Annotated in this window: 21 protein-coding genes; 9 read left to right on the top strand and 12 right to left on the bottom strand. The window is 58.0% G+C overall.

Annotated elements, in window-relative coordinates; genetic code table 11:
• Positions 1 to 41: 41 nt before the first annotated feature.
• The 3 genes from HCH49_RS00690 to HCH49_RS00680 form a co-directional block, all read right to left on the bottom strand.
• On the bottom strand, positions 42 to 617 hold the full coding sequence (locus HCH49_RS00690) for an RpoE-regulated lipoprotein (protein WP_211438343.1): 576 nt from the start codon (positions 615 to 617) through the stop codon (positions 42 to 44).
• A 63-nt stretch (positions 618 to 680) separates the two neighbouring features.
• Complete coding sequence (locus HCH49_RS00685; protein WP_029739985.1) at positions 681 to 1,130, bottom strand: DUF2919 domain-containing protein; 450 nt, start codon at positions 1,128 to 1,130, stop codon at positions 681 to 683.
• Positions 1,117 to 1,542, bottom strand: coding sequence for a GNAT family acetyltransferase (locus tag HCH49_RS00680; protein ID WP_023308738.1), 426 nt, complete (start codon positions 1,540 to 1,542; stop codon positions 1,117 to 1,119). The genes HCH49_RS00685 and HCH49_RS00680 overlap by 14 nt, the downstream gene beginning before the upstream one ends.
• Before the next feature lie 212 nt (positions 1,543 to 1,754).
• Between HCH49_RS00680 and amiA the strand changes: the two genes are divergently transcribed.
• Together amiA and hemF are read left to right on the top strand one after the other, a co-directional pair.
• Entirely contained in the window at positions 1,755 to 2,630 is an 876-nt protein-coding gene (amiA, locus tag HCH49_RS00675; protein ID WP_023308739.1) for an N-acetylmuramoyl-L-alanine amidase AmiA, read from the top strand.
• Positions 2,630 to 3,529, top strand: a complete 900-nt coding sequence (gene hemF, locus HCH49_RS00670; protein ID WP_029739984.1) for an oxygen-dependent coproporphyrinogen oxidase — start codon at positions 2,630 to 2,632, stop codon at positions 3,527 to 3,529. Before amiA ends, hemF begins: the two co-directional genes overlap by 1 nt.
• 35 nt (positions 3,530 to 3,564) lie before the next feature.
• On the opposite strand, the gene maeB is transcribed toward hemF, so the two are convergent.
• Entirely contained in the window at positions 3,565 to 5,844 is a 2,280-nt protein-coding gene (gene maeB / locus HCH49_RS00665; protein ID WP_221701987.1) for an NADP-dependent oxaloacetate-decarboxylating malate dehydrogenase, read from the bottom strand.
• 289 nt (positions 5,845 to 6,133) lie between these two features.
• On the opposite strand from maeB, the gene tal reads away from it, so the two are divergent.
• Positions 6,134 to 7,084, top strand: a complete 951-nt coding sequence (gene tal / locus HCH49_RS00660) for a transaldolase (RefSeq protein WP_221701986.1) — start codon at positions 6,134 to 6,136, stop codon at positions 7,082 to 7,084.
• A gap of 19 nt (positions 7,085 to 7,103) precedes the next feature.
• On the top strand, positions 7,104 to 9,092 hold the full coding sequence (gene tkt, locus HCH49_RS00655) for a transketolase (RefSeq protein ID WP_221701985.1): 1,989 nt from the start codon (positions 7,104 to 7,106) through the stop codon (positions 9,090 to 9,092).
• A gap of 4 nt (positions 9,093 to 9,096) precedes the next feature.
• Here tkt and HCH49_RS00650 read toward each other — a convergent pair whose 3' ends face one another.
• From HCH49_RS00650 to aegA, 3 genes are all read right to left on the bottom strand, one after another.
• Positions 9,097 to 10,140, bottom strand: a complete 1,044-nt coding sequence (locus HCH49_RS00650) for a DUF1176 domain-containing protein (RefSeq protein ID WP_143346626.1) — start codon at positions 10,138 to 10,140, stop codon at positions 9,097 to 9,099.
• Positions 10,141 to 10,241: 101 nt separating this feature from the next.
• Positions 10,242 to 10,835: a GDP-mannose pyrophosphatase NudK gene (gene nudK, locus HCH49_RS00645; protein WP_033146160.1), complete on the bottom strand. Its 594-nt coding sequence runs from the start codon at positions 10,833 to 10,835 to the stop codon at positions 10,242 to 10,244.
• A 66-nt stretch (positions 10,836 to 10,901) separates the two neighbouring features.
• Positions 10,902 to 12,878: a formate-dependent uric acid utilization protein AegA gene (aegA, locus tag HCH49_RS00640; RefSeq protein ID WP_221701984.1), complete on the bottom strand. Its 1,977-nt coding sequence runs from the start codon at positions 12,876 to 12,878 to the stop codon at positions 10,902 to 10,904.
• Between the two features lie 152 nt (positions 12,879 to 13,030).
• Here aegA and narQ point away from each other — a divergent pair, with 152 nt between their 5' ends.
• Entirely contained in the window at positions 13,031 to 14,725 is a 1,695-nt protein-coding gene (gene narQ, locus HCH49_RS00635) for a nitrate/nitrite two-component system sensor histidine kinase NarQ (RefSeq protein WP_221701983.1), read from the top strand.
• A 142-nt stretch (positions 14,726 to 14,867) separates the two neighbouring features.
• The gene (acrD, locus tag HCH49_RS00630) at positions 14,868 to 17,981 is read left to right on the top strand and encodes a multidrug efflux RND transporter permease AcrD (protein WP_221701982.1); all 3,114 of its coding nucleotides are present in this window, start codon (positions 14,868 to 14,870) and stop codon (positions 17,979 to 17,981) included.
• A gap of 109 nt (positions 17,982 to 18,090) precedes the next feature.
• Here the strand turns inward: acrD and ypfM are convergent, their stop codons facing one another.
• Positions 18,091 to 18,150: a protein YpfM gene (ypfM, locus tag HCH49_RS00625; RefSeq protein ID WP_015572204.1), complete on the bottom strand. Its 60-nt coding sequence runs from the start codon at positions 18,148 to 18,150 to the stop codon at positions 18,091 to 18,093.
• Between the two features lie 387 nt (positions 18,151 to 18,537).
• Here ypfM and HCH49_RS00620 point away from each other — a divergent pair, with 387 nt between their 5' ends.
• The 3 genes from HCH49_RS00620 to HCH49_RS00610 are packed head-to-tail and all read left to right on the top strand — an operon-like array spanning position 18,538 to position 20,248.
• Positions 18,538 to 18,888 carry an ArsC family reductase gene (locus tag HCH49_RS00620; RefSeq protein ID WP_033146164.1) on the top strand — a complete coding sequence of 117 codons (351 nt, stop codon included), beginning with the start codon at positions 18,538 to 18,540 and terminating at the stop codon, positions 18,886 to 18,888.
• 10 nt (positions 18,889 to 18,898) lie between these two features.
• The gene (dapE, locus tag HCH49_RS00615) at positions 18,899 to 20,026 is read left to right on the top strand and encodes a succinyl-diaminopimelate desuccinylase (protein ID WP_033146165.1); all 1,128 of its coding nucleotides are present in this window, start codon (positions 18,899 to 18,901) and stop codon (positions 20,024 to 20,026) included.
• Positions 20,027 to 20,050: 24 nt separating this feature from the next.
• On the top strand, positions 20,051 to 20,248 hold the full coding sequence (locus HCH49_RS00610) for a YpfN family protein (RefSeq protein WP_014171111.1): 198 nt from the start codon (positions 20,051 to 20,053) through the stop codon (positions 20,246 to 20,248).
• A 78-nt stretch (positions 20,249 to 20,326) separates the two neighbouring features.
• Here the strand turns inward: HCH49_RS00610 and ypfH are convergent, their stop codons facing one another.
• The 4 genes from ypfH to purC form a co-directional block, all read right to left on the bottom strand.
• The gene (ypfH, locus tag HCH49_RS00605) at positions 20,327 to 21,022 is read right to left on the bottom strand and encodes an esterase (RefSeq protein WP_033146166.1); all 696 of its coding nucleotides are present in this window, start codon (positions 21,020 to 21,022) and stop codon (positions 20,327 to 20,329) included.
• 73 nt (positions 21,023 to 21,095) lie between these two features.
• A complete protein-coding gene (locus HCH49_RS00600) occupies positions 21,096 to 23,042 on the bottom strand; it encodes a tRNA(Met) cytidine acetyltransferase TmcA (RefSeq protein ID WP_033146167.1) in 1,947 nt (648 codons plus the stop codon).
• The gene (locus HCH49_RS00595) at positions 23,042 to 23,911 is read right to left on the bottom strand and encodes a neutral zinc metallopeptidase (protein ID WP_033146168.1); all 870 of its coding nucleotides are present in this window, start codon (positions 23,909 to 23,911) and stop codon (positions 23,042 to 23,044) included. The genes HCH49_RS00600 and HCH49_RS00595 overlap by 1 nt, the downstream gene beginning before the upstream one ends.
• Positions 23,912 to 24,031: 120 nt before the next feature.
• Positions 24,032 to 24,745: a phosphoribosylaminoimidazolesuccinocarboxamide synthase gene (purC, locus tag HCH49_RS00590; protein WP_023332985.1), complete on the bottom strand. Its 714-nt coding sequence runs from the start codon at positions 24,743 to 24,745 to the stop codon at positions 24,032 to 24,034.
• Between the last annotated feature and the right edge of the window lie 36 nt (positions 24,746 to 24,781).

Below are 24,781 nucleotides of genomic sequence, written 5' to 3'. Positions count from 1 at the left end.
TTATACCCGGATTTCAGCGAGGCGGTTTGTTCAGGCGCAAATTACTGCTTCCAGAGTATTTTGCTCACTTTCCAGCTCCTGAGCGTGTCGTCAGACGGCATCAGACCTTCCGGGCCGCTCCAGGTTCCGGTGAAGACATAGCTGATGTGCTGGCTGCCTTCAGCCTTACATTCCACCGCGACCTTGTCGTCAGACGGCAGGCTGGTGCAGTTGCCAAAGGCCTGCTTATAAAGGTCGCTGAACGCCGTCCCCACCTTCACACCGCTCGCCGTCGGAATATCCTCATCCATCACAGCAATACGGTTTACGGTGCCTTTGTCACCGTTAATCACCAGCGCCAGCTTGTCGCCCTTCAGCGCTTCGTAATAGCGAACAATATTGCCATTCTCCGTTTTCATGCCGCTGCGCAGGCGGTAATCGCCGCTGAGCGCATCCTGAATGGCGTCCTGATCCAGCGACGTCGCGGCGGTAATTTTCCCCACGCCCTGCTCGGTCACTTCCGTTGATGAGCCAAACCAGTTCCACGGATACGCGGCGGACCAGTTAATGGAGGAGAGCGTCGAACAGCCGGTCAACGCCAGCGGGAGAGCGCATAAAAGTAAACGCAGCGATTTCATTGAAACGTCCTTTCTTGTTAAATCAACGCTTGTTGGAGTGCGACATCGGCAAAAAGTGCCGGATTAATCATCCTGATGCGCAAAACAGGCGCGAAGACGCGGGTTGGTCAGCAGCCACAGCAGCGCCACAATATCGGCAACCACCAGCGCAACGCCGGTGCCCGTCAGCGGCTCACCGTACCACCAGAGTACCGGCTGCCAGAAGAGCAGCGCAACCTGGGCGAGGATCAGCAGCCAGCGAAGCGCACGCCAAAAACGTGGTATCAAATGCCGCCGTCCGCTGACCAAAAAAGCCAGTACGGCCGGAATGCCCGGCAGTAATCCGATCCAGAATGCATCGTGATCGGGATAGAAGAGATTCAGCAGCGTATCGCCCTGCCCGCGCGACGCTCCGGCCATTACAAACAGCACCCAGGTGCGGGCCTGGAGCAGCAAAACGCACCAGAATAAAAAGGGCAGCCTGACGCGGCCCTGCGCGTCATAGTCTGCCGGGTGGATCTCAGTACTCTTCATCTTCGATCAGACGCTTTCCTAAACTCAGCACGTCGGAATGCTCGTAGCCCAGACGCTCATACATGCCCAGCACCACGTCGTTATCTTCCCGCACCATGATCTGGATTTTCGGGCAGCCGCGGGCAATCAGCTTCTTCTCGAGCCGGTTCAGCAGCGCATTGGCAATGCCGCGGCCACGGTATTCCGGGTGGACGCCCAGATAATAGGCCGAGCCGCGGTGGCCGTCGTAACCGCCCATGACCGTCCCCACAACCTCGCCATTGACTTCCGCGACCAGAAACAGACTGACGTCGTGATTCACCTTACGTTCGATATCCATTTCCGGATCGTTCCACGGACGCAGCAGATCGCAGCGCTCCCAAAGGGTGATCACCTCTTCGAAATCTTCCTGGCGAAAAACGCGTATCTCCATGGTATTAACCGCCTTTTCGGGTTTAAAAACAGTGATTATGGCGCGAAGCTCGCCTTTCGCCAATAACCGGGGAAAATCTCGCCAAAATTTGGCATAATGTCACTTTGTCACGTATTGAAATGAAAAGTAAAACAATTCTCAACATGGACTGTCGTAACGGGAAACACGATACGATATAACACCAGGACCCCATTTTTTAGTATTCAGGCCGCATGAGCACATTCAAACCATTAAAAGCACTCACATCGCGTCGTCAGGTTCTCAAAGCGGGGCTGGCGGCCTTAACGTTAACGGGCATCGCAAAGCAGGCTCAGGCAAAAGACGAGAGCACGCTCAAAACCAGTAACGGACACAGCAAACCGAAAACCAAAAAGCCGGGCGCGAAGCGTCTGGTAATGCTCGACCCGGGCCACGGCGGTATTGATACCGGCGCCATCGGCAAAAACGGGTCGAAAGAAAAACACGTCGTGCTGGCAATTGCAAAAAATGTGCGCGCAATTTTACGCAGCAACGGCATTGACGCCCGTCTGACGCGCTCTGGCGACACCTTTATTCCGCTGTATGACCGCGTTGAGATCGCCCACCAGCACGGTGCGGATCTCTTTATGTCGATTCACGCCGACGGCTTTACCAACCCTTCTGCGGCCGGCGCCTCGGTGTTTGCACTCTCTAACCGTGGCGCCAGTAGCGCCATGGCAAAATACCTTTCCGACCGCGAAAACCGCGCGGATGAAGTCGCCGGGAAAAAAGCCACCGACAAAGATCACCTGCTTCAGCAGGTGCTGTTCGACCTCGTGCAGACGGATACGATTAAAAATAGCCTGACGCTCGGCTCGCATATTCTGAAGAAAATTAAGCCGGTGCATCGTCTGCACAGCAAAGGCACCGAGCAGGCGGCATTCGTGGTGCTGAAGTCGCCGTCCATCCCGTCCGTGCTGGTGGAAACGTCCTTTATTACCAACCCGGAAGAAGAGCGGCTCCTCGGCACCACGGCGTTTCGTCAGAAGATCGCCAACGCTATCGCCTCCGGCATTATCAGTTACTTCAACTGGTTCGATAACCAAAAAGCGCACTCCAGGAAACGTTGATGAAACCCGATGCTCAACTGGTCAAAACCTTCCTGCTGCAGCTGCAGGATGAGATCTGCCAGAAACTGGCTGCCGCAGACGGCGGTGAATTTCAGGAAGATAACTGGCAGCGCGAGGCTGGAGGCGGCGGGCGCAGCCGCGTGCTGCGAAACGGCGGCATCTTCGAACAGGCAGGCGTGAATTTTTCCCACGTTCACGGCGACGCCATGCCCGCATCTGCGACGGCGCATCGTCCTGAACTGGCGGGCCGTAGCTTCGAGGCGATGGGCGTTTCGCTGGTAGTGCACCCGCACAACCCGTTCGTGCCGACGAGCCACGCCAACGTGCGCTTTTTCATTGCGGAAAAACCAGGCGCCGACCCGGTCTGGTGGTTCGGCGGCGGTTTCGATTTAACGCCATACTACGGCTTCGAAGAAGATGCCGTGCACTGGCACACCACCGCGCGGGATCTTTGCCTACCGTTTGGCGAAGACGTCTACCCGAAATTTAAAAAGTGGTGCGACGACTACTTTTACCTGAAGCACCGCGACGAGCAGCGCGGCATCGGCGGGCTGTTCTTTGACGATCTCAACACGCCTGATTTTGATACCGCGTTCAGCTTTATGCGCGCGGTAGGCGAAGGCTATACCGACGCCTATCTGCCGATTGTCGAGCGTCGTAAAAATACCGACTACGGCGTGCGCGAGCGTGAATTCCAGCTCTACCGCCGCGGGCGCTACGTGGAGTTCAACCTGGTGTGGGATCGCGGGACGCTTTTCGGTCTGCAGACCGGGGGGCGCACGGAGTCGATTCTGATGTCGATGCCGCCGCTGGTGCGCTGGGAGTACTGCTACGAACCAAAAGAAGGCAGCCCGGAGGCTGCCTTGCGTGAGTTTATTCAGGTTCGGGACTGGGTGTAGCCCTTATGCCCTCTCCCTTTGGGAGAGGGTAAAAATTACAGCGGCTGCGTCTGCGCCTCAACCACCGCCAGCGCCACCATATTCACGATACGGCGCACAGAGGCAATCGGCGTTAACACGTGCACCGGTTTCGCCACGCCCATCAGTACCGGTCCTACGGTCACCCCTTCAGAGCTGGAGACGCGCAGCAGGTTATAGCTGATACGCGCCGCTTCCACGTTCGGCATAATCAGTATGTTGGCCGATCCCTTCAGCGGGCTGTCCGGCATACGTTCGTTACGGATGCTTTCCACCAGCGCGGCATCGCCGTGCATTTCCCCGTCAATCATCAGCTCCGGCGCACGCTCGCGCACCAGCTCCAGCGTCTGACGCATTTTGCAGGCCGCCGCGGATTTAGACGAACCAAAGTTAGAGTGCGACAGCAGCGCCACCTTCGGCTCAATACCAAAGCGACGCACGGTCTCGGCGGCCATCACCGTGATTTCCGCCAGCTCGTCCGGGGTCGGATCGCCGTTAACGTAGGTGTCCGCAATAAAGGTGTTGCCGCTCGGCAGCAGCAGCGCGTTCATCGCCCCGGCGGTATGGACGCCGTCGCGATAGCCGAAGATCTCCTGCACCACGCTAAAGTGCTCGTGGTAATCGCCGATGGTGCCGCAGATCAGCGCGTCCGCCTCGCCGCGATGCACCATGATCGCGCCGATCACCGTCGTGTTGCTGATGACGGCCTTCTGCGCCTGTTCCTGGGTGATCCCCCGGCGCTTCATGATCGCGTAGTATTCGCTCCAGTACTCTTTGAAGCGCGGATCGGATTCGTTGTTAACGATCTCGAAGTCGACGCCCGGCTTAATCTGCAGGCCCAGCTTCTGGATACGCATTTCAATCACGCTCGGACGACCAATCAGGATCGGCTTCGCCAGGCCTAAGGTGATCAGCTCCTGGGTGGCGTGCAGCACGCGCGCCTCTTCCCCTTCCGCCAGCACCACGCGCTTCGCGTCGGCGCGGGCCTGAGAGAAGATCGGCTTCATGAACAGGTTCGTTTTATAGACAAACTCGGTGAGCTTATCGACGTAAGCGTCGAAATCATGAATCGGACGCGTCGCCACGCCGGAGTCCATCGCCGCTTTGGCCACCGCAGGGGCAATCTTGACAATCAGACGCGGGTCGAACGGTTTTGGAATGATGTAGTCCGGACCAAAGCTCAGATCCTGATCGCCGTACGCGGACGCGACCACTTCGCTCTGCTCGGCGTGCGCCAGCTCCGCGATGGCGTGAACGGCGGCAAGCTTCATCTCTTCGTTGATCGCCGTTGCGCCGACGTCCAGCGCACCGCGGAAGATGAACGGGAAGCAGAGCACGTTGTTGACCTGGTTCGGGTAGTCCGAACGGCCGGTACAGATGATGGCGTCTTCGCGCACCGCTTTCGCCAGCGGCGGCAGGATTTCCGGTTCCGGGTTCGCCAGGGCCAGGATCATTGGCGCACGCGCCATCTTCTTCACCATCTCCTGGGTCAGTACTTTCGGACCCGAGCAGCCGAGGAAGATATCCGCGCCGTCAATCACGTCGTCCAGGGTGCGCTTACCGTCGTCGTCGACCGCGTACGCCGCTTTGGTTTCCGCCATGTTCGGCTCGCGGTCTTTATAGATAACGCCCTTGGAGTCGCAGACCACAATGTTGTGTTTCTGCATACCCAGCGCCACCAGCAGGTTCATACAGGCGATGGCCGCGGCGCCTGCGCCAGAGACCACCATGCGCACGTCGGAGAGATTTTTCTCTACCACGCGCAGGCCGTTCAGAATCGCGGCGGTGCTGATAATCGCGGTGCCGTGCTGGTCATCATGGAACACGGGAATGTTCATACGCTCGCGCAGCTTCTGCTCGATATAGAAACATTCCGGCGCTTTGATGTCTTCCAGGTTGATCCCGCCGAAGGTCGGCTCCAGCGCGGCCACCACGTTGATGAATTTGTCAGAATCGAGTTCATCCACCTCGATATCGAACACGTCGATACCGGCGAATTTCTTGAACAGCACCCCCTTCCCTTCCATCACCGGCTTACCGGCCAGCGCGCCGATGTTGCCCAGCCCCAGCACCGCCGTGCCGTTAGAGATCACGGCGACAAGGTTGCCGCGCGCGGTATATTTGTAGGCCGCCAGCGGGTCTTTTTCGATTTCCAGACACGGGGCTGCGACGCCCGGCGAATAGGCCAGCGCCAGATCGCGCTGGGTTGCCAGCGGCTTGGTTGGGGAGACCTGGATTTTGCCCGGGACAGGGAACTCGTGAAAATCGAGGGCACTCTGTTTCAACTGCTCATCCATCTTATTTTTCCTTTCACGTATCGGTCAAAAGGGTGACGTAAGCGATCCTGATGCACACCCTGGTGTGCCGCCTAGTATCGCCTCAGGCCGCCTCCTAAACTTTGAAGGCAGCCAAACTCTCACCATCACACATTAAAAATTGTTATCAATTTATAACAGCCATGTTACCCGTCTCAAAAGCAATGCCTCCTCCGTCTGCTATGCTTTTTTGTTAAGTCCATCATGATTTTTCCAGAAGTGTGAACTAACGCACTCATCTAACTCTTTTATTTCCAAGGAGTAATTATTTATGAACCAGCTAGACGGCATCAAAAAATTCACCACCGTGGTTGCAGACAGCGGCGATATCGAGTCGATTCGCCACTATCAGCCGGAGGACGCGACCACTAACCCTTCGCTACTGCTCAAAGCTGCAGGGCTTGCCCATTTTAGCCATCTGATTGATGACGCCATTGCCTACGGTAAACAGCGCGGGAAAACGCAGGAGCAGCAGGTTGCCGAAGCCAGCGATAAGCTGGCGGTTAATTTTGGTGCGGAAATTCTTAAAAGCATCCCGGGCCGCGTCTCGACCGAAGTCGACGCCCGCCTCTCGTTCGATAAAGAAAAGAGCATTAATAAGGCGCATCGCCTGGTGGAACTGTACGAGGAGCAGGGGATCGATAAATCACGCATTCTGATCAAGCTGGCCTCCACCTGGGAAGGCATCCGCGCGGCAGAGGTGCTGGAAAAAGAGGGCATCCACTGCAACCTGACGCTGCTGTTCTCGTTTGCCCAGGCGCGCGCCTGCGCTGAAGCGGGCGTGTTCCTCGTCTCGCCGTTTGTCGGGCGCATCTACGACTGGTATCAGGCGAAACAGCCGATGGATCCGTACGTGGTGGATGAGGATCCGGGCGTGAAATCGGTCCGTAATATCTACGACTACTACAAACAGCACCGCTACGAAACCATCGTGATGGGGGCCAGCTTCCGCCGTACCGAGCAGATCCTCGCCCTGGCAGGCTGCGACCGTCTGACCATCTCCCCTAACCTGCTCCAGGAGCTACAGGACAAAGAAGAAACGGTGATCCGCAAGCTGGTGCCGACCTCCACCGTTCTGCCAAAACCGAAAGCCATGACCGAAGCGGAATTCCGCTGGGAGCACAATCAGGACGCCATGGCCGTGGAAAAACTGGCGGACGGCATCCGCCAGTTCGCCGTCGACCAGCGCAAACTTGAAGACCTTCTCGCCGCCAAACTTTAACCTTGCCACGGAGTGAACTATGTCCCGTAAAGAGCTAGCCAATGCCATTCGCGCCCTCAGCATGGATGCCGTGCAAAAAGCCAATTCCGGCCACCCCGGCGCGCCGATGGGCATGGCTGATATTGCCGAAGTGCTGTGGAACGACTTTCTGAAGCACAACCCCAATGACCCGACCTGGTACGATCGCGACCGCTTTATTCTCTCCAACGGTCACGCCTCAATGCTGCTCTACAGCCTGCTGCACCTTTCCGGCTACGATCTGCCGCTTGAGGAACTGAAAAACTTCCGCCAGCTGCACTCCAAAACGCCGGGACACCCGGAAATTGGCTATACCCCGGGGGTGGAAACGACGACCGGACCACTCGGTCAGGGGCTGGCCAATGCGGTCGGGCTGGCGATTGCTGAACGCACGCTGGCGGCACAGTTTAACCAGCCGGACCACGAGATTGTCGACCACTACACCTACGTGTTTATGGGTGACGGCTGCCTGATGGAGGGGATTTCCCATGAGGTCTGCTCCCTGGCGGGCACGCTGGGGCTCGGCAAGCTGATTGGCTTCTACGATCACAACGGCATCTCCATCGACGGGGAGACCGAAGGCTGGTTTACCGACGACACGGCAAAACGCTTTGAAGCCTACCACTGGCACGTGGTGCACGAGATCGACGGCCACGATCCTGAGGCGGTGAAAAAAGCGATTCAGGAAGCGCAGAGCGTGAAGGATAAACCGTCCCTGATTATCTGCCGTACGGTCATCGGCTTCGGCTCGCCGAATAAGGCGGGCAAAGAGGAGGCGCACGGCGCGGCGCTGGGCGAGGAGGAAGTCGCGCTGACCCGGCAAAAGCTGGGGTGGAAACATCCACCGTTTGAGATCCCGAAAGAGATCTACAGAGCCTGGGATGCCCGTGAGACGGGTGAAAAGGCCCAGCAGGCCTGGAACGAGAAGTTTGCCGCCTACAAAAAAGCGCACCCGGATCTCGCCGCCGAGTTTTCCCGCCGCATGAGCGGCGGTCTGCCGGAGGACTGGGACGACAGAACCCAGGCGCTGATTGAAAACCTGCAGTCCAACCCGGCGAAAATCGCCACCCGCAAGGCGTCGCAAAATACCCTGAACGCAATCGGCCCTCTTCTGCCCGAACTGCTCGGCGGCTCGGCGGATCTGGCGCCAAGTAACCTGACCATCTGGTCCGGCTCGAAATCGCTGAAAGAGGACATTGCCGGGAACTACATCCACTACGGCGTGCGCGAGTTTGGGATGACCGCCATTGCCAACGGCATCGCCCATCACGGCGGGTTTGTGCCGTACACCGCCACCTTCCTGATGTTCGTCGAGTATGCCCGTAACGCGGCGCGCATGGCGGCACTGATGAAGGCGAGGCAGATTATGGTCTACACCCACGACTCCATCGGGCTCGGGGAAGACGGGCCTACGCACCAGGCGGTTGAACAGCTGGCGAGCCTGCGCCTGACGCCCAACTTCAGCACCTGGCGTCCGTGCGATCAGGTCGAAGCGGCGGTGGGCTGGAAGCTGGCGGTGGAACGCCACAACGGCCCAACGGCACTGATCCTGTCACGCCAGAACCTGGCGCAGATTGAGCGAACCCCGGAGCAGGTGAAAAACATCGCCCGCGGCGGCTACATCCTGAAGGACAGCGGCGGCAAGCCGGACGTAATCCTGATTGCGACCGGTTCCGAGGTGGAAATCACGGTGAAAGCGGCGGAGAAACTGACTGCCGAAGGTCACGCGGTGCGCGTGGTGTCCCTGCCCTCAACGGACATTTTCGACGCCCAGGACGAGGCGTACCGGGAATCGGTCCTGCCGTCCAGCGTCGCGGCTCGCGTGGCGGTGGAAGCCGGTATTGCCGACTACTGGTACAAATATGTCGGGCTCAAAGGGGCGATTGTCGGCATGCGAGGCTACGGCGAGTCCGCCCCTGCCGATAAGCTGTTCCCGTACTTCGGCTTTACCGTTGAGAACGTGGTGGAGAAGGCGCTGAGCGTACTGTAGTGTTTTACCGCGTGATCCACAGCGTGGGCCAGGCATCTGGCCCGTTCCAGTTGTCGCAGCTGGGCTCCTCAGCGTAGCGCACCAGACGGAAACGCTGGCCGTCAAAACGCCAGCGCGTCTGGATCCCGCAATCGCCCAAACCGCGCCCCAGCGCGAGCGTTGTCAGCTCGCGCGTCTTTTCATCGAAGCTGGCATTCATCAACTCCATTTCGCTCCCGTCGCCTGACGGCGTAAACGGCAGACGCAGCCTGACGCTGCGCGCGGTGAACGGTTTTTTACGCGATACCAGCCACGCCAGATCGACCGTGTTATAGGCCCCCGCCTCGCAGCTGACGATCAGCAGCGCTTTGTCATCGGTTAACGCGGTGACGCGCACTTCCCGGCGGTTAGGATCCAGAGAGCACTGGCTGGCGTTCATCCGTCCGGTACCATAGTCCAGCAGGTCGTTCAGTTCGGCGTGGGAGAGCGGCGTCGGGGTCGGGTTGACGACCGCCACCTTTTTAAGGGCAGGAGCAGGCGGAACGCTTAATGGCGGATCGTCACCTTTCTTGATCCACGCGGTTTCACTGCCGACGCGCTTTTGCTGCGCATCAATGAACAGCAGCGCGGCCTTAAGCCCGGTCAGTGAAATAACCTGCTTACCGTCGCGCAGGGTCAGAGCCTTCCCTTCCTGGATGTTTTTCAGAAAGGCGGTGATGGTAGCCGCATCGTCCGTTTTAAGATGCCAGGGCGTGAGCTGCCAGCGCTGTTTGTCCAGCTTCAGGGGAACGTTATCCAGCAGCAGCCGGGGGGCAATCTCTGGCTCTTTTACCGAGGGCGTATCAAGGCCGCCGAGATCGATACGCAGCGTGGCGTCCGTTTTCGCGCCGGCGCTACGGGTGAGCGTCATGACCAGACCACGGTGTTCACCCGTGTTGCGTGCGAGGCAAAAATTCTGGTTGTTGCAGGTTACCTGCCAGTCGGAGAAGGCTTGCTGGGCAGGTGCAGCCCGCACCTGCGGCGCGAGGAGCACACAAAACAGGTAAAACAAAAAGACGCTGTAGCGCATGAATGACACAATCCCGGAACGAAAACGCTTAACTGGGCAGTATCTTCGTGTTCCCGCCGGGGTTGCTCAATCGGATTTATCAGATATACCCGAAAAACAGGCTATATCCGTTCGAAAGTGGTGTTCATCAGCCCGGTTGTCTGTAAATACTGCAGTAATATCACCGCTTTACCATCCCTGATTTCGCCTGAACGCACCATCTCCACCGCCCGGGCAAAAGGAAGCTCCAGCACTTCGATATCTTCATCCTCCACGCCACCGCCCCGGTGAGTGCGCTGCGCGTCGCTGTATTCCGCAATGAAGAAATGCACAATTTCCGTTACGCCGCCCGGCGACATAAACAGCTCGAAGACCTTTTTGACCTCGCCCACTTCGAAGCCGGTCTCTTCCACGGCCTCTTTGCGGATACAAACTTCCGGCTCATCATCATCGAGCAGGCCCGCGCAGGTTTCAATCAGACGTCCGTCAGGGTTGCCATTAACCCATGTCGCCACCCTGAACTGACGGATCAGCACCACGCTCTGCTTTTCACGGTTATAGAGCAGAATGGTTGCCCCGTTGCCGCGGTCGTAGACCTCGCGTTTGTGCCGGATCACCTCACCGTTGTTACGCGTAAGATCATAGGTGATGTTACGCAGGACAAAGTAGTTTTCAGAGAGAATTTTGTCTTTGATAACGTCAATTTTCAGGGTCATACGGGCTCCACAACACAATGAGTCGTCCTATACTACGCCGTGAATCCCGCTTTGTCGCCCGCCGGTTTAATGATGTTTTGGGGCGTTAACCCCAAGCCAGTCGAGTATCCCCTGCGCCGCATGACGCCCTTCCGCCATTGCGGTCACCACCAGATCCGCGCCGCGAACCGCATCGCCCCCGGCGAAGATCTGTGGGTTAGTCGTCTGGTAACGGTAGCGGCTCTCGACGGAGGCAACGATCCGCCCCCGGTCATCCGTTTCGACACCCTGCGCCTGCAGCCACGGCATCGCGTGCGGGTTAAAACCAAACGCCATGATGACCGCATCAGCGGCCATCACGAACTCGCTGCCCGCCACGGGAACCGGTCGACGCCGTCCCTGCGCGTCCGGTTCACCGAGCTCGGTACGCAGCATCCGGATACCGTTGATCTTACCGTTCGGATCCAGCGTCAGCTCAACCGGCTGGACGTTAAATTCAAACGCCGCGCCCTCTTCTCGGGCGTTCTTCACCTCTTTCTTCGAGCCAGGCATATTGGCCTCATCCCGACGATAGGCGCAGGTCACCTTTGCCGCGCCGTGGCGTAACGCGGTGCGGACGCAGTCCATCGCGGTATCGCCCCCGCCAAGCACCACCACGTTTAAGCCCTGGGTATCGATAAACGGTTCGCTGGCCGTCGACTCCAGCCCCATAACGTGTCGCGTGTTGCCCACCAGGAAAGGCAGCGCGTCATAGACTCCAGGCGCGTCCTCGTGCGGGATACCCGCCTTCATCGAGCGGTAGGTTCCCACGCCAATAAACAGGGCGTCGTACTCGTGCTTTAACTGCGACATCGACACGTCCTGGCCCACCTCGCAGTTCAGCTCGAAGCGGATCCCCATCGCGGTAAATATCTCTCTGCGCCGCGCGAGCAGCGATTTGTCCAGCTTGAATGCCGGGATGCCAAAGGTCAGCAATCCGCCAATTTCCGGATGCCGGTCATAGACCGTCACACTCGCGCCGCTGCGCGCCAGCACGTCGGCGCACGCCAGCCCGGCGGGGCCCGCGCCGACGATCGCAACACGTTTACCTGTCGGCGTGACGGCGGACATATCCGGCCGCCAGCCCATCGCCAGCGCCCGATCGGAGATATAGCGCTCGATGTTACCGATGGTCACGGATCCCGCCTCTTCACGTATTGTGCAGGCACCTTCGCATAATCGGTCCTGCGGACAGACTCGGCCGGTAATTTCAGGTAAACAGTTGGTCTGATGTGAAAGCTCGACCGCGCCGGCGATATCGCCCGCGTTGATACGCTCGATCCACTGCGGGATATGGTTATGCAGCGGGCAGGTCCATTCGCAAATGCTGTGCTCGCCGCATTTCAGGCAGCGCGACGCCTCGCGGGCGGCCTGCTCGTCCCGGAACGGCAGGTAAATTTCGTTAAAATGGCCCACGCGTTCTGCGGCAGCCAGCTTGTCGGGCTCGCCGCGTGGCGGGGTTGTTTGCATCTGATGCAGTTTGGTGCGCGAAGCGTCCTCTCTGACGGCTTCCGCATGCCAGGGCTGCGCTTCCAGGCAGGCCGTGCGCTGGCGGCGCGATTTCGCCAGATTATCAAGGACAGCAGGCGTCGCCAGTGAGAGGACATCTGCCGGGCAATTTTCGATACAGGCCGGGCCGTGTAGCCGCGTCAGACAGAGATCGCATTTATTCGCCGAGGCCTTCACGTCGCCGCTGTCGAGCGGGGTGACGATAATCTCCATCGTGCCAAACGGGCAGGCCACCACGCAGGCCTTACAGCCGATGCATTTTTGTTGATTCACCTGTACGCTGTCATCGCATTTGCTGATGGCGCCGTTCGGACAGCTTTGCGCGCAGGGCGCATTTTCACAGTGATGGCAGGTGACGGGGCTACTCTTCTCGCCGGACCTCAGGACCGTAATGCGGGGATGAAAATCGCGCTCGTTCAGGACGTGCTGCTCATCGTTGTGCGCCATCACGCAGGCCACTTCGCAGGCGCGACACCCGATGCACTGCTGGCTGTTAGCCATAATAAAACGATTCATAACCACACCTGTTTTTGGTTCAATAACCTTATTCTTTGTATGAATATGGTATTTACGCATCACGGCGCGATCGGGCAATGTTCAAATGCCCGGAATGCCGAATTATTTACAGTGAACCTGTAGCAGATCAATTTTATTCAGAGAGCCGTTCTGTGACCGTCAAACGACCCGTTTCCGGAAGCCTTGCCTGGGCTTTCTTTTCGATAATTGCCTTATCGGTGCTGACCAGTACCGTCGCGCTGCTGACGCTAGCCAGCAGCCAGCGTGACGCCGAAGCCATTAATATCGCGGGTTCGCTGCGCATGCAGAGCTATCGTCTGGGCTACGAGATGCAGCGCAACAGCCATGCCCTTGCCGCGCATCGCGACAGCTGGCAACGGACGCTGAGCGCGCCTGCCCTGCAGAAGCTGAACCGCTGGTACGTCCCGGACAATGTTAAAGCGCGCTACCAGCAGCTGCACGTGGCCTGGCTGGAGATGGATGCGCGCATCGCCCGCGGCGACAGCGCGTGGTATCAAACCCACATTGAGGATTTTGTCGGCCGTATTGATGCCTTTGTGCTCGTCCTCCAGCACTACACCGAACATAAAATTCAGACGGTGACCCTGCTCTCGCTGGCGGGCGCTCTCGGGATCCTGCTGCTGACGCTATTTACCCTGCGAGGCATCCGTCGCCAGGTGGTGTTGCCGCTTAACAATCTGGTGGCGGCCAGCGAACGGGTTGAGCGAGGGGAATTTGCAACCCCGGCGCCCGATACCGCCCTGCCGAACGAGCTGGGCCAACTCTCCCGCGCCTTCAACCACATGTCCGCCGAGCTGGCTACGCTCTACCGTTCGCTCGAAGCCTCGGTCGCGGAAAAGACTCGGCATCTGCATGAAGCCCACCAGCAGCTCGACATGCTGTTCAAATGCTCGCAGGCGCTGAATACCGGCCAGATAGACAGCCACTGCTTTCGGCATATCCTGCAGATTGTCCATGACTATACGCAGATGAATTATCTCGAACTGCGCACCAGCGACGACTGGCGGCAGTCTGAAGGGACGGAGTCACATGGCATTCCTCTGCAGCACCTGCCGGTACTGATGCAGGACACCCTTTACGGCGAGCTGCGCTGGCAAAGCGAGACGGACAGCGTTCCCCTTCCGCTGATGAGAAGCGTGGCGACCATGCTCGGGCGCGGGCTGTACTTTAACCAGGCGCAAAAACATTACCAGCAGCTGCTGCTGATGGAAGAGCGCGCCACCATTGCACGCGAGCTGCACGATTCGCTGGCGCAGGTGCTGTCGTATCTGCGCATTCAGCTTGCGCTACTCAAACGCGCCGTGCCCGAGGAAAATACCCCGGCGCAGACCATCATCACCGACTTCTCCCGCGAGCTGAACAATGCCTGGCAGCAGCTGCGCGAGCTGCTTACCACCTTCCGCCTGACGCTGAACCACGCGAACTTACCCGCGGCGCTGCAGGAGTCTCTCGACGTCCTGCAGAGCCAGACGCAGGCGAAGCTGCATCTCGACTGCCGCCTCTCCTCGCTGGCGCTGGACGCGCAAAAGCAGGTGCATTTGCTGCAGATCGTGCGTGAGGCCGTGCTGAACGCCATTAAGCACGCGCAGGCCAGCGAGATCACCGTCAGCTGCGTGACCGCCGTGGACGGTACGCATAGCGTCAGCATACGCGATGACGGCATCGGGATTGGCGAAGCCAGCGAGCCGCCGGGACATTACGGCCTGAACATTATGCGCGAACGCGCGCAACGGCTCGGCGGGATGCTGCACTTCTCGCAGCCGCAAAACGGCGGCACGCTGGTCAGCGTGACGTTCCCGGTGCCCGCGCCGTTAACGGGTAAATAACGGTAAAGGAGGACGCGCGGGAAAAAGCGCATGATAATTTACATTATCTCCTTTATTTCTCCACGTTTGACCTGGGCCTTACCGCTAAAGTTATGCGGGCAATAAACAATAATGACGTGCAGCAAAACGAGGTCACTCTTTCATGGCGAATTTTTTCATCGATCGCCCCATTTTTGCCTGGGTGCTTGCCATCCTGTTGTGTCTGACAGGTGTCCTGGCGATTACTTCACTTCCTGTTGAGCAATACCCCGATCTGGCACCGCCTAACGTGCGCGTAACGGCAAACTACCCCGGCGCTTCCGCACAAACGCTGGAAAACACCGTGACGCAGGTTATCGAGCAGAACATGACGGGTCTGGATAACCTGATGTACATGTCCTCGCAAAGTAGCGCCACGGGCCAGGCGACGGTTACCCTGAGCTTTAAGGCGGGCACGGACCCGGACGAAGCGGTGCAGCAGGTGCAAAACCAGCTGCAGTCGGCCATGCGCAAGCTGCCCCAGGCGGTGCAGAATCAGGGCGTGACCGTGCGTAAAACCGGTGACACCAACATTTTGACCATCGCGTTTGTCTCGACAGATGGCTCGATGGATAAACAGGACATTGCGGACTACGTCGCCAGTAATATTCAGGATCCCATCAGCCGTATCAACGGCGTCGGGGATATCGACGCCTATGGCTCACAATACTCTATGCGCATCTGGCTCGACCCCAAAAAGCTGAACAGCGTCCAGATGACGGCAACCGACGTGACGAATGCCATCAAGGTCCAGAACGCCCAGATTGCGGTGGGGCAGCTGGGGGGAACGCCGTCCGTCGATAAGCAGGCCCTGAACGCCACCATCAATTCGCAATCCCTGCTGCAGACGCCGGACCAGTTCCGCAACATCACCCTGCGCGTGAATCAGGATGGGTCGGAAGTGCGTCTGGGCGATGTCGCCACGGTGGAAATGGGGGCGGAAAAATATGACTACCTGAGCCGCTTTAACGGCAACCAGGCCTCCGGTCTGGGGATAAAGCTTGCCTCCGGCGCAAACGAAATGGCCACGGCAAAACTGGTGTTAGACCGTCTGGACGAGCTTTCACAGTATTTCCCGCACGGGCTGGAGTACAAAGTCGCCTACGAAACCACCTCCTTCGTTAAAGCGTCGATCGAGGACGTGGTGAAGACCCTGCTGGAAGCCATCGCACTGGTATTCCTGGTGATGTACCTGTTCCTGCAAAACTTCCGCGCGACGCTGATCCCTACCATTGCCGTTCCCGTGGTGCTGCTGGGGACCTTTGCGGTGCTTTACGCCTTCGGGTACAGCATTAATACCCTGACGATGTTTGCGATGGTGCTGGCGATTGGCCTTCTGGTGGATGATGCCATCGTGGTGGTTGAAAACGTCGAGCGCATCATGAGCGAAGAAGGACTCTCCCCGCGCCAGGCGACGCGAAAATCCATGGGGCAAATTCAGGGGGCGCTGGTCGGTATTGCGATGGTGCTGTCGGCCGTCTTTATCCCGATGGCCTTCTTTGGCGGCACAACCGGGGCGATTTACCGTCAGTTCTCAATAACCATCGTCTCGGCGATGGTTCTCTCCGTGCTGGTGGCGCTGATCCTTACCCCTGCGCTGTGCGCCACTATTCTGAAACCGCTGCACAAAGGGGAGCAGCACGGGCAAAAAGGGTTCTTCGGCTGGTTTAACCGGATGTTCAACCGCAATGCCGCGCGGTATGAATCTGCCGTCGGTGGCGTGCTCCATCGCAGCCTGCGCTGGATGATGATTTACGTTGTGCTGCTGGGCGGCATGGTCTGGCTGTTTATGCATCTCCCCACCTCGTTCCTGCCTATGGAAGACCGGGGCATGTTCACCACCTCGGTGCAGCTCCCGAGCGGCGCAACGCAGCAGCAGACGCTGAAAGTGGTCCAGAAAGTGGAGCAGTACTTCTTCACCAAAGAGAAAGATAACGTTGTGTCGGTCTTCTCCACCGTGGGCTCTGGCCCGGGCGGAAACGGGCAGAACGTCGCCCGCATGTTCGTCCGCCTGAAGGACTGGGACGAGCGCGATACCCGAACGGGAACGTCATTTGCCATTATTGAACGTGCGACCAAAGCCTTTGCGCATATTAAAGAGGCGCGCGTCTTCGCCAGCAGCCCGCCGGCGATAAGCGGTCTGGGCAGTTCCGCCGGGTTTGATATGGAGCTGCAGGATCACGCCGGCGCGGGCCACACGGCGCTGATGGCGGCACGCGATAAGCTGTTAGCGCTGGCGGGCAACGATCCTGGCCTGACCCGCGTTCGCCATAACGGTCTTGACGACAGCCCGCAGCTCCAGGTGGATATCGATCAGCGTAAGGCGCAGGCGCTTGGCGTGTCGATCAACGATATCAACGATACCCTGCAGACGGCGTGGGGCTCGAGCTATGTGAATGACTTTATGGATCGCGGCCGCGTGAAAAAAGTGTATGTCCAGTCCGCCGCGCCGTTCCGCATGCTGCCGGATGATATAAACCGCTGGTTTGTCAGGAATAACGCTGGCGGCATGGTGCCGTTCTCCGCGTTTGCCACCTCGCACTGGGAGAGCGGTTCGCCGCGTCTGGAGCGCTATAACGGCTACTCTGCGGTTGAAATCGTCGGGGAAGCTGCGCCGGGCGTCAGTACCGGTACCGCTATGGATACCATGGAAAAACTGGTCCAGCAGCTGCCCGCCGGTTTTGGTCTGGAGTGGACGGCCATGTCCTACCAGGAGCGTCTCTCCGGGGCACAGGCTCCCGCACTTTACGCGCTCTCTCTGCTGGTGGTCTTCCTCTGCCTAGCCGCACTGTATGAAAGCTGGTCGGTACCGTTCTCGGTCATGCTGGTCGTGCCGCTTGGCGTCATCGGTGCGCTGCTGGCGACCTGGATGCGCGGCCTCGAGAACGATGTTTACTTCCAGGTGGGTCTGCTCACCGTGATTGGGCTATCGGCGAAAAACGCCATTCTGATCGTTGAATTTGCCAACGAGATGAATGCCAAAGGCCACGAGCTGATGGCCGCCACGCTGCACGCCTGCCGTCAGCGCTTACGCCCGATCCTGATGACGTCGCTGGCGTTTGTCTTTGGCGTACTGCCGATGGCAACCAGTACGGGTGCAGGCTCCAGCAGCCAGCATGCCGTCGGGACGGGGGTGATGGGCGGCATGATTTCGGCAACCATCCTGGCCATTTACTTCGTGCCGTTGTTCTTTGTGCTGGTGCGTCGTCGCTTCCCGCTAAAGGAACGGGCTGAGTAAGTGATTGAAATAAAAAAAGGCGGCTTTATCGGCCGCCTTTTTATTGTGTGATTAATTCACACTATGGTTATTTTACTTATTTTAGTGCTCTTGCAATTCTTACTGAATGTCATTTACGAAGCATGCCTTCGATAAAATCTTTCCAGTTCCCCAGTTCACGTTCAATCATAACAACCTCTCTTATTATTATGCGCATTCTACAAAAACGGACCATCATTGTGAAGACTATTTAACCAATTGCTGTGATTGTACCCCACGTCCTGCGGGGATTTATGATAAATATGAACGGAGAGGCCTCAATTTTTTGTGACGGCTAGCAATATTTTGAAATAACCCTCCGAACGGGTGAGTTTTATTTTACCCGCTGAGTTTATTCGAAATTTAAACTTTATGGACATCTATGCTTAAAGGGTGAAAGAATATTCAGCGTACAGATGTGAGTTGAATTAAGAAGAAGCGTAAATCCAGACGATTCCTGAATGTGTTATATTCTACTTAAGGATATATCTTCGAATTTACTGAACATTTAATCATCATTAGGTCAAAAGGATTCACCATGGTTGTGATGTACGGCATTAAAAATTGCGACACCATCAAAAAAGCCCGCCGCTGGCTGGAAGCAAACGGCGTGGAGTACCGTTTCCACGATTACCGAGCCGACGGGCTTGATGCAGAATTTCTGCATAGCGCGATCGGCGAACTGGGGTGGGAAGCCCTGCTGAACACGCGCGGCACCACCTGGCGTAAGCTGGATGAATCTCTGCGTGCCAGCATTAACAACGCCGACAGCGCGGCAAAACTGATGCTCGACATGCCGGCAATTATCAAACGCCCATTGCTCTGCGCGCCAGGGCAGCCTATGCTGCTGGGTTTCAGTGAAACCCTTTATTCCGACTTTTTTCGTTGAGGTGTAGTTTATGTCATGCCCGGTCATTGAGCTGACTCAGCAGCTTATTCGCCGTCCTTCCCTTAGCCCGGACGACGCAGGTTGTCAGGCACTTATGATTGAGCGCCTGCGTGCCATCGGTTTTACCGTTGAACGCATGGATTTTGGCGATACTCAGAACTTCTGGGCGTGGCGCGGACAGGGCGAAACGCTGGCCTTTGCCGGGCATACTGACGTCGTTCCCGCCGGTGACGCGGATCGCTGGATTAACCCGCCGTTTGAGCCGACCATCCGCGACGGCATGCTGTTTGGTCGTGGCGCGGCAGACATGAAAGGCTCGCTGGCGGCGATGGTCGTGGCGGCAGAGCGCTTTGTGGCTCAGCATCCAAACCACAAAAACCGTCTGGCGTTTTTAATCACCTCCGACGAAGAAGCCAGCGCCCATAACGGTACCGTGAAGGTCGTTGAAGCGCTGATGGCGCGTAACGAGCGTCTCGACTACTGCCTGGTCGGTGAGCCGTCCAGTACCGAAGTGGTGGGTGATGTCGTCAAAAACGGGCGCCGCGGCTCGCTGACCTGTAACCTGACCATTCACGGCGTTCAGGGGCACGTTGCTTACCCGCATCTGGCCGATAACCCGGTCCATCGCGCTGCGCCAATGCTGAGCGAACTGGTGGGCATCGAGTGGGATAAAGGCAACGAATTCTTCCCGCCAACCAGCATGCAGATCGCGAACGTCAAGGCCGGGACCGGCAGCAACAACGTGATCCCGGGTGATTACTTCGTCCAGTTTAACTTCCGCTTCAGCACCGAACTGACCGATGAGATGATCAAGGCGCGCGTTATCGCGCTGCTGGAAAAATATCACCTGCGCTACACCGTGGAGTGGTGGCTTTCCGGCCAGCCGTTCCTGACGCATCGCGGTAAGCTGGTGGATGCGGTGGTGAACGCCATCGAGCACTATAATGAAATTAAGCCACAGCTGCTGACAACGGGTGGCACCTCAGACGGACGCTTTATCGCCCGTATGGGTGCCCAGGTTGTCGAACTGGGTCCAGTGAACGCAACCATTCATAAAATCAATGAGTGTGTCAATGCGGCAGATTTGCAACTGCTGGCCCGTATGTATCAACGTATTATGGAGCAACTCGTCGCCTGACGAACGCTCTGAGAGGAATAGCGAATGGATTGGCTTTCAAAGTACTGGTGGATTCTGGTGTTAGTTTTTCTGGTTGGCGTACTGCTGAACGTGATTAAAGATCTTAAGCGCGTTGACCATAAAAAATTTCTCGCCAATAAACCGGATCTTCCCCCGCACCGTGATTTTAACGACAAGTGGGACGATGACGACGACTGGCCGAAGAAGGACCAGAAGAAGTAATCCCCTCACCCCCAGCCCCTCTCCCCAGAGGGGCGAGGGGAGCCATGTTCCCTCTCCCTTAGAGGTGAGGGGAAATAATCACATAAACTCTACAATATCATCGTTATCCGGCTTGCCGCCGCTGAGCGCTTCATCAAAGTAGTGCTTCGGTACGGTATAGCGCAAACGATCGAGCGCGAACTGCATGCTACGGTCGTCAATCGCGTGGCCCAGATCGTCAACGATATCCAGCGTCACGTCTCCACCTTCGCGAATCAGCGCTTCCTGAGCGGCAACCGCATGCGAGAGCTCAATCACCCGGTCTTCGCCACCGTGGATCAGGTGGATCGTGGTCTGCGTGGTCGCGCTTGTCGGTAACGTCGCAAAACGACCGTTAAACGCAATGACGCGTGACGCCAGACCCGGCTGCGCTTTTACGCTTTCCAGCGACATGATTGACCCCTGCGAGAAGCCAATCAGCGCGGTCGCGTCAGCACCCACGCCGCTCTGCTGCTGCCAGTAGCGGACGACGTCGATAAAGGTGGGCATGATGGCGTCGATGCGAGCCTGACGATTCTCTTCCGTCACGCCCTGAACAGAGAACCACTGGCGTCCGTTCGGACCACATGGCTCTACGCCACCGATGCTGACAATCAATGCTTCCGGAAACACGGGCGCAAACCAGCTGCCAATCTGACCCATATTGACGGCATTATCGCCAACGCCATGAAACAGAAGCAGTAACTGTTTAGCCGGTTTGTCAGGGCTTTGAACAACAAAATGGTCGTGTTTCATGGTGGTCTCCTTAATAGATGACCTGGATTCTACGCCTCCCGACGTGAATGACCATGCCACTTTACTGAAGAAGTCATTGAAAAAATTGCCATTGCAAAATGTCTTCTTTCAACTGCTGGCTACGGAGATAATCAAGACTTTCAATCGCTTGCGCGGTTTCATTTCGCAACGTTGCCAGCAACGCTTTTCGCCCGACGTCTTCCGTTTTTCCGTCCATTTTCCCGCGCAGGGCCGGAAGCGGCATATCCACGGTTAACAACAGCCGCGTCAGTGCGGCAACCGAGGTTGAAAACGCCCGATGAGCAAAAGCAAACCCCGCCAGCTCCAGCCAGTCGTCATTATTAAGGGTAGCTTCCCAGCCGTCTTCCACGGGGATCTTTTCACCGTTCCAGGCCGATAGCACCCGCGCATCGCGCTTCAGACGCTGCTGCGCCTGCTCGCACAGCTGACGCCCGGCCTCGCTCTGCGGCAGCAAGGCCATCGCGGTGAAGCAGCCGCTGCTGGCTTCACGATGGCTGCCCATCCGCACCAGCTCAAACCCACATTGCTGCCAGAAACGCCACAGCTCATCGGTATAACCAAAGCTCACCGACAGATAGTCTTCGCCGCTGGCGCCGCGAACAAGCGCCTGGCCAATCCCTTCCCGCTGACGGTGAGGATGTACGGCAATGCGGGTCACCCGTCGTCCTCTGAGCGTCGCCGCCAGCGGAGAGCCGCCGTGCGCCGCAAGAGACTGCGCCACCAGGTTACCGCGCGGACGCCGGTATCCTGCCCACACGGCGCGGCTAAGCTCAGGGGAGAGCCCGCCCTCCTCCACCAGCCAGAGCGCCCCGGCGATAACCGGATTCGTTTCGGCAACGGCAAACTGCTGCCCGGGCGCGTCCATCATGCGGCGTAAATCGAGCGGCGAGGTGCGATAATGCGCCGCGCAGAGAAGCTCGTATACGCTCGCTGCAAGCGCCGGGCGGCTTTCCCATGCCGTCGGCGTCAGAGACGTTAAACGCACCTCCCCTTCCGGGCGTCGGTCAATCAGCGTATCGTCAAACAGCAGCGCGCTGGCAACAACCCGCTCAAGCGGGCAGCCCGCCGCCCAGCGTACCGGTGTAGATAAGCTGTAGCGCTGCAGCCCGGCAAACCGACCGCAGAATTTAAGCAAGAATCCCCGGCCCGTCCCCTCATATCCCTGCACCGTGGTGGTCAACAGCACGCGAGGGAAACGGGCAACTAGCTTTTCAAGCAGAGGTCCGGGGATCGCAGCGGCTTCATCGACAATTAGCCAGTCAGCCCGGTGTGAAGAGGCAAGCAGCGCGTCCGGGGCCATAAAATGAAAACGCTCTCCGGCAAAGCGGGCGATGATATCCGTCGCCCCCTTCGACGGCGCGGTAACCACGGCGCTGCCCGCAATGCGGTTTAGCAACATGCCCGCCAGGGCTGATTTTCCGCGCCCGCGCGCGGCGGTGACGGCCACGATGCCCTCCGCCATCCCCTGCAGCACATCCAGGATCTCAGCCTGCTCGCGCTGCGGGGCGCCGCTGGCAGGCTGCCAGTCAGGCGCGTCGGGTAAAGGTGGAAGAGATAACGCACGGCCCTGATGCCAGACAATCGCGTCGGGGTCGGCGGCAATCGTCCGGCAGAAATGGCGTACAAAATGCGGAGTGGCTATCGCTTCGGCGCTGTCGCTCCAGCGCAGTGAATCGCTGTCTGGCAACCCGGGCCACGCGTCGAGCGGCGGAACCCGCAGCACCAGAAGGCTTCCGGCGCTCAGCGTTCCGCTCAGGGCGGCAAACGCGGCGACATCAAACCCGGCGCTGGCGTCAAAAACAGCGTGCCGGTACTCGCGTCCCAGCAGGCCGCCGATGGCTTTTGAAGGGTGTTCGTCAAGCCTTACCCAGTCTCCGGGCAAGGCGTCACGCAGGGTCAGCGCCTGGGTTAACGTCCACTGCGCCTCACCGCTGAGCACCACCAGCCGACGATGGCCGGTGCGCTCAAGCTCGCTTATCAGCTCTTCAAACTGCAGCATTACATCGCTTTGCCGAAGGTATTACACTGCGCCGGATCGCCGCTGTCGAAGCCGCGTTTGAACCAGCTATAGCGCTGCTGTGAAGTACCGTGAGTGAAGCTGTCCGGCACAACGCGCCCCTGGCTCTGCTGCTGAAGGCGGTCGTCACCGATAGCCTGAGCGGCATTTAACGCCTCTTCAAGATCGCCGGATTCCAGCACGCCCTGCTGCTGCATGCTGTGGCCCCAGACCCCCGCGAAGCAGTCCGCCTGCAGTTCCATTTTAACGGAAAGGCGGTTCACGTCAGCCTGAGACGCATTTTGCTGAAGCTGGCGCACTTTGGGCTCAATCCCCAGCAGCTTTTGCACGTGATGACCGACTTCATGCGCGATCACGTAGCCCTGGGCAAAATCACCGTCAGCGCCAAGCTTGCGTTTCATGTCATCGTAAAAAGAGAGATCGATATAGACGGTGCCGTCTGCCGGGCAGTAGAACGGCCCCATCACAGATTGCCCGGTACCGCATCCGGTGCGGGTTGCCCCCCGGTACATCACCAGTTTCGGCTGCTGGTAGGTACGCCCCATCTTCTCAAACAGCTGACCCCAGGTGTCTTCTGTTGTGGCGAGAATAACGGAGGTAAATTTGGCCGCTTCATCTTCATTCGGGCTGATGGAGCGCTGAGAATGCTCCTGCTGCTGCAGCGGCTGACCGGTCATCAACCCGGTGAGGTCAACGCCGTAATACCCCGCAACCAGCACGACAATCAGCAGGATTATCCCGCCCTTGCCGCTGGGTAACCGGAAGCCGGGCCCTCCCATTGAAGGACCGCCGCCGCCATCACTGCGTCTGTCTTCTACATTGTCACTTTCACGACGCCCTTGCCAGCGCATAACCACCTCGAACTATTCCATTTATAATAGCTATGATCGTAGGCGGTTAACGGCAAGATTACCATAGGAAACAAGGGTAAGACGCCAAAGGATGGGAACATCCTTTGGCAAGTGAGGGAGTTAGTCGAGCTTAACGCCTAAACGGTGAGCAACCGCTTCGTACGCTTCAATCAGGCCACCCAGGCTCTGACGGAAACGGTCTTTGTCCATTTTATCCAGGGTTTCTTTATCCCACAGGCGGCTACCGTCTGGTGAGAACTCATCGCCCAGCACCACTTCGCCTTTGAACAGACCAAACTCCAGCTTGAAGTCGACGAGGATCAGGCCCGCGTCATCAAACAGTTTTTTCAGCACATCGTTGGCTTTGTAGGTCAGCTCCTGCATACGCGCCAGGTTCTCTTTGCTCACCCAGCCGAAGGTTTCGCAGTAGGATTCGTTGACCATCGGGTCGTGCATGGCATCGTTTTTCAGGAACAGGTCGAACAGCGGTGGATTCAGTTCGATACCTTCTTCAATGCCCAGACGCTTCACCAGGGAGCCCGCCGCACGGTTACGAATAACGCACTCAACCGGAACCATATCCAGTTTTTTCACCAGACATTCCGTATCGGACAGCAACGCTTCCATCTGGGTCGGGATGCCCGCTTCGGCCAGTTTGGTCATAATGAAGTGGTTGAACTTGTTGTTCACCATGCCTTTACGATCGAACTGCTCAATGCGTGCGCCATCCCCTGCTGACGTATCATTGCGGAACTCGAGCACCAACAGATCCGGGTTTTCCGTGCTGTATACGGTCTTCGCTTTGCCACGATACAACTCAGCTTGCTTCTGCATCTTCATTACTCCTGGTGTGATGATTTGTGTTCAAAA

Origin of the sequence: Enterobacter sp. Y17 (genome assembly GCF_019730495.1) — a bacterium.
Lineage (GTDB): Bacteria > Pseudomonadota > Gammaproteobacteria > Enterobacterales > Enterobacteriaceae > Enterobacter > Enterobacter asburiae_B.
The sequence above is the reverse complement of the archived record's forward strand: the minus strand, read 5'-3'. Positions and strand labels throughout refer to the sequence as shown.

What these genes read in the sequence shown, in the direction of transcription:
- HCH49_RS00690 (WP_211438343.1), bottom strand. Translation starts at nt 617, where the DNA reads ATGAAATCGCTGCGTTTACTTTTATGCGCTCTCCCGCTGGCGTTGACC.
- HCH49_RS00685 (WP_029739985.1), bottom strand. Translation starts at nt 1,130, where the DNA reads ATGAAGAGTACTGAGATCCACCCGGCAGACTATGACGCGCAGGGCCGC.
- HCH49_RS00680 (WP_023308738.1), bottom strand. Translation starts at nt 1,542, where the DNA reads ATGGAGATACGCGTTTTTCGCCAGGAAGATTTCGAAGAGGTGATCACC.
- amiA (WP_023308739.1), top strand. Translation starts at nt 1,755, where the DNA reads ATGAGCACATTCAAACCATTAAAAGCACTCACATCGCGTCGTCAGGTT.
- hemF (WP_029739984.1), top strand. Translation starts at nt 2,630, where the DNA reads ATGAAACCCGATGCTCAACTGGTCAAAACCTTCCTGCTGCAGCTGCAG.
- maeB (WP_221701987.1), bottom strand. Translation starts at nt 5,844, where the DNA reads ATGGATGAGCAGTTGAAACAGAGTGCCCTCGATTTTCACGAGTTCCCT.
- tal (WP_221701986.1), top strand. Translation starts at nt 6,134, where the DNA reads ATGAACCAGCTAGACGGCATCAAAAAATTCACCACCGTGGTTGCAGAC.
- tkt (WP_221701985.1), top strand. Translation starts at nt 7,104, where the DNA reads ATGTCCCGTAAAGAGCTAGCCAATGCCATTCGCGCCCTCAGCATGGAT.
- HCH49_RS00650 (WP_143346626.1), bottom strand. Translation starts at nt 10,140, where the DNA reads ATGCGCTACAGCGTCTTTTTGTTTTACCTGTTTTGTGTGCTCCTCGCG.
- nudK (WP_033146160.1), bottom strand. Translation starts at nt 10,835, where the DNA reads ATGACCCTGAAAATTGACGTTATCAAAGACAAAATTCTCTCTGAAAAC.
- aegA (WP_221701984.1), bottom strand. Translation starts at nt 12,878, where the DNA reads ATGAATCGTTTTATTATGGCTAACAGCCAGCAGTGCATCGGGTGTCGC.
- acrD (WP_221701982.1), top strand. Translation starts at nt 14,868, where the DNA reads ATGGCGAATTTTTTCATCGATCGCCCCATTTTTGCCTGGGTGCTTGCC.
- HCH49_RS00620 (WP_033146164.1), top strand. Translation starts at nt 18,538, where the DNA reads ATGGTTGTGATGTACGGCATTAAAAATTGCGACACCATCAAAAAAGCC.
- dapE (WP_033146165.1), top strand. Translation starts at nt 18,899, where the DNA reads ATGTCATGCCCGGTCATTGAGCTGACTCAGCAGCTTATTCGCCGTCCT.
- HCH49_RS00610 (WP_014171111.1), top strand. Translation starts at nt 20,051, where the DNA reads ATGGATTGGCTTTCAAAGTACTGGTGGATTCTGGTGTTAGTTTTTCTG.
- ypfH (WP_033146166.1), bottom strand. Translation starts at nt 21,022, where the DNA reads ATGAAACACGACCATTTTGTTGTTCAAAGCCCTGACAAACCGGCTAAA.
- HCH49_RS00600 (WP_033146167.1), bottom strand. Translation starts at nt 23,042, where the DNA reads ATGCTGCAGTTTGAAGAGCTGATAAGCGAGCTTGAGCGCACCGGCCAT.
- HCH49_RS00595 (WP_033146168.1), bottom strand. Translation starts at nt 23,911, where the DNA reads ATGCGCTGGCAAGGGCGTCGTGAAAGTGACAATGTAGAAGACAGACGC.
- purC (WP_023332985.1), bottom strand. Translation starts at nt 24,745, where the DNA reads ATGCAGAAGCAAGCTGAGTTGTATCGTGGCAAAGCGAAGACCGTATAC.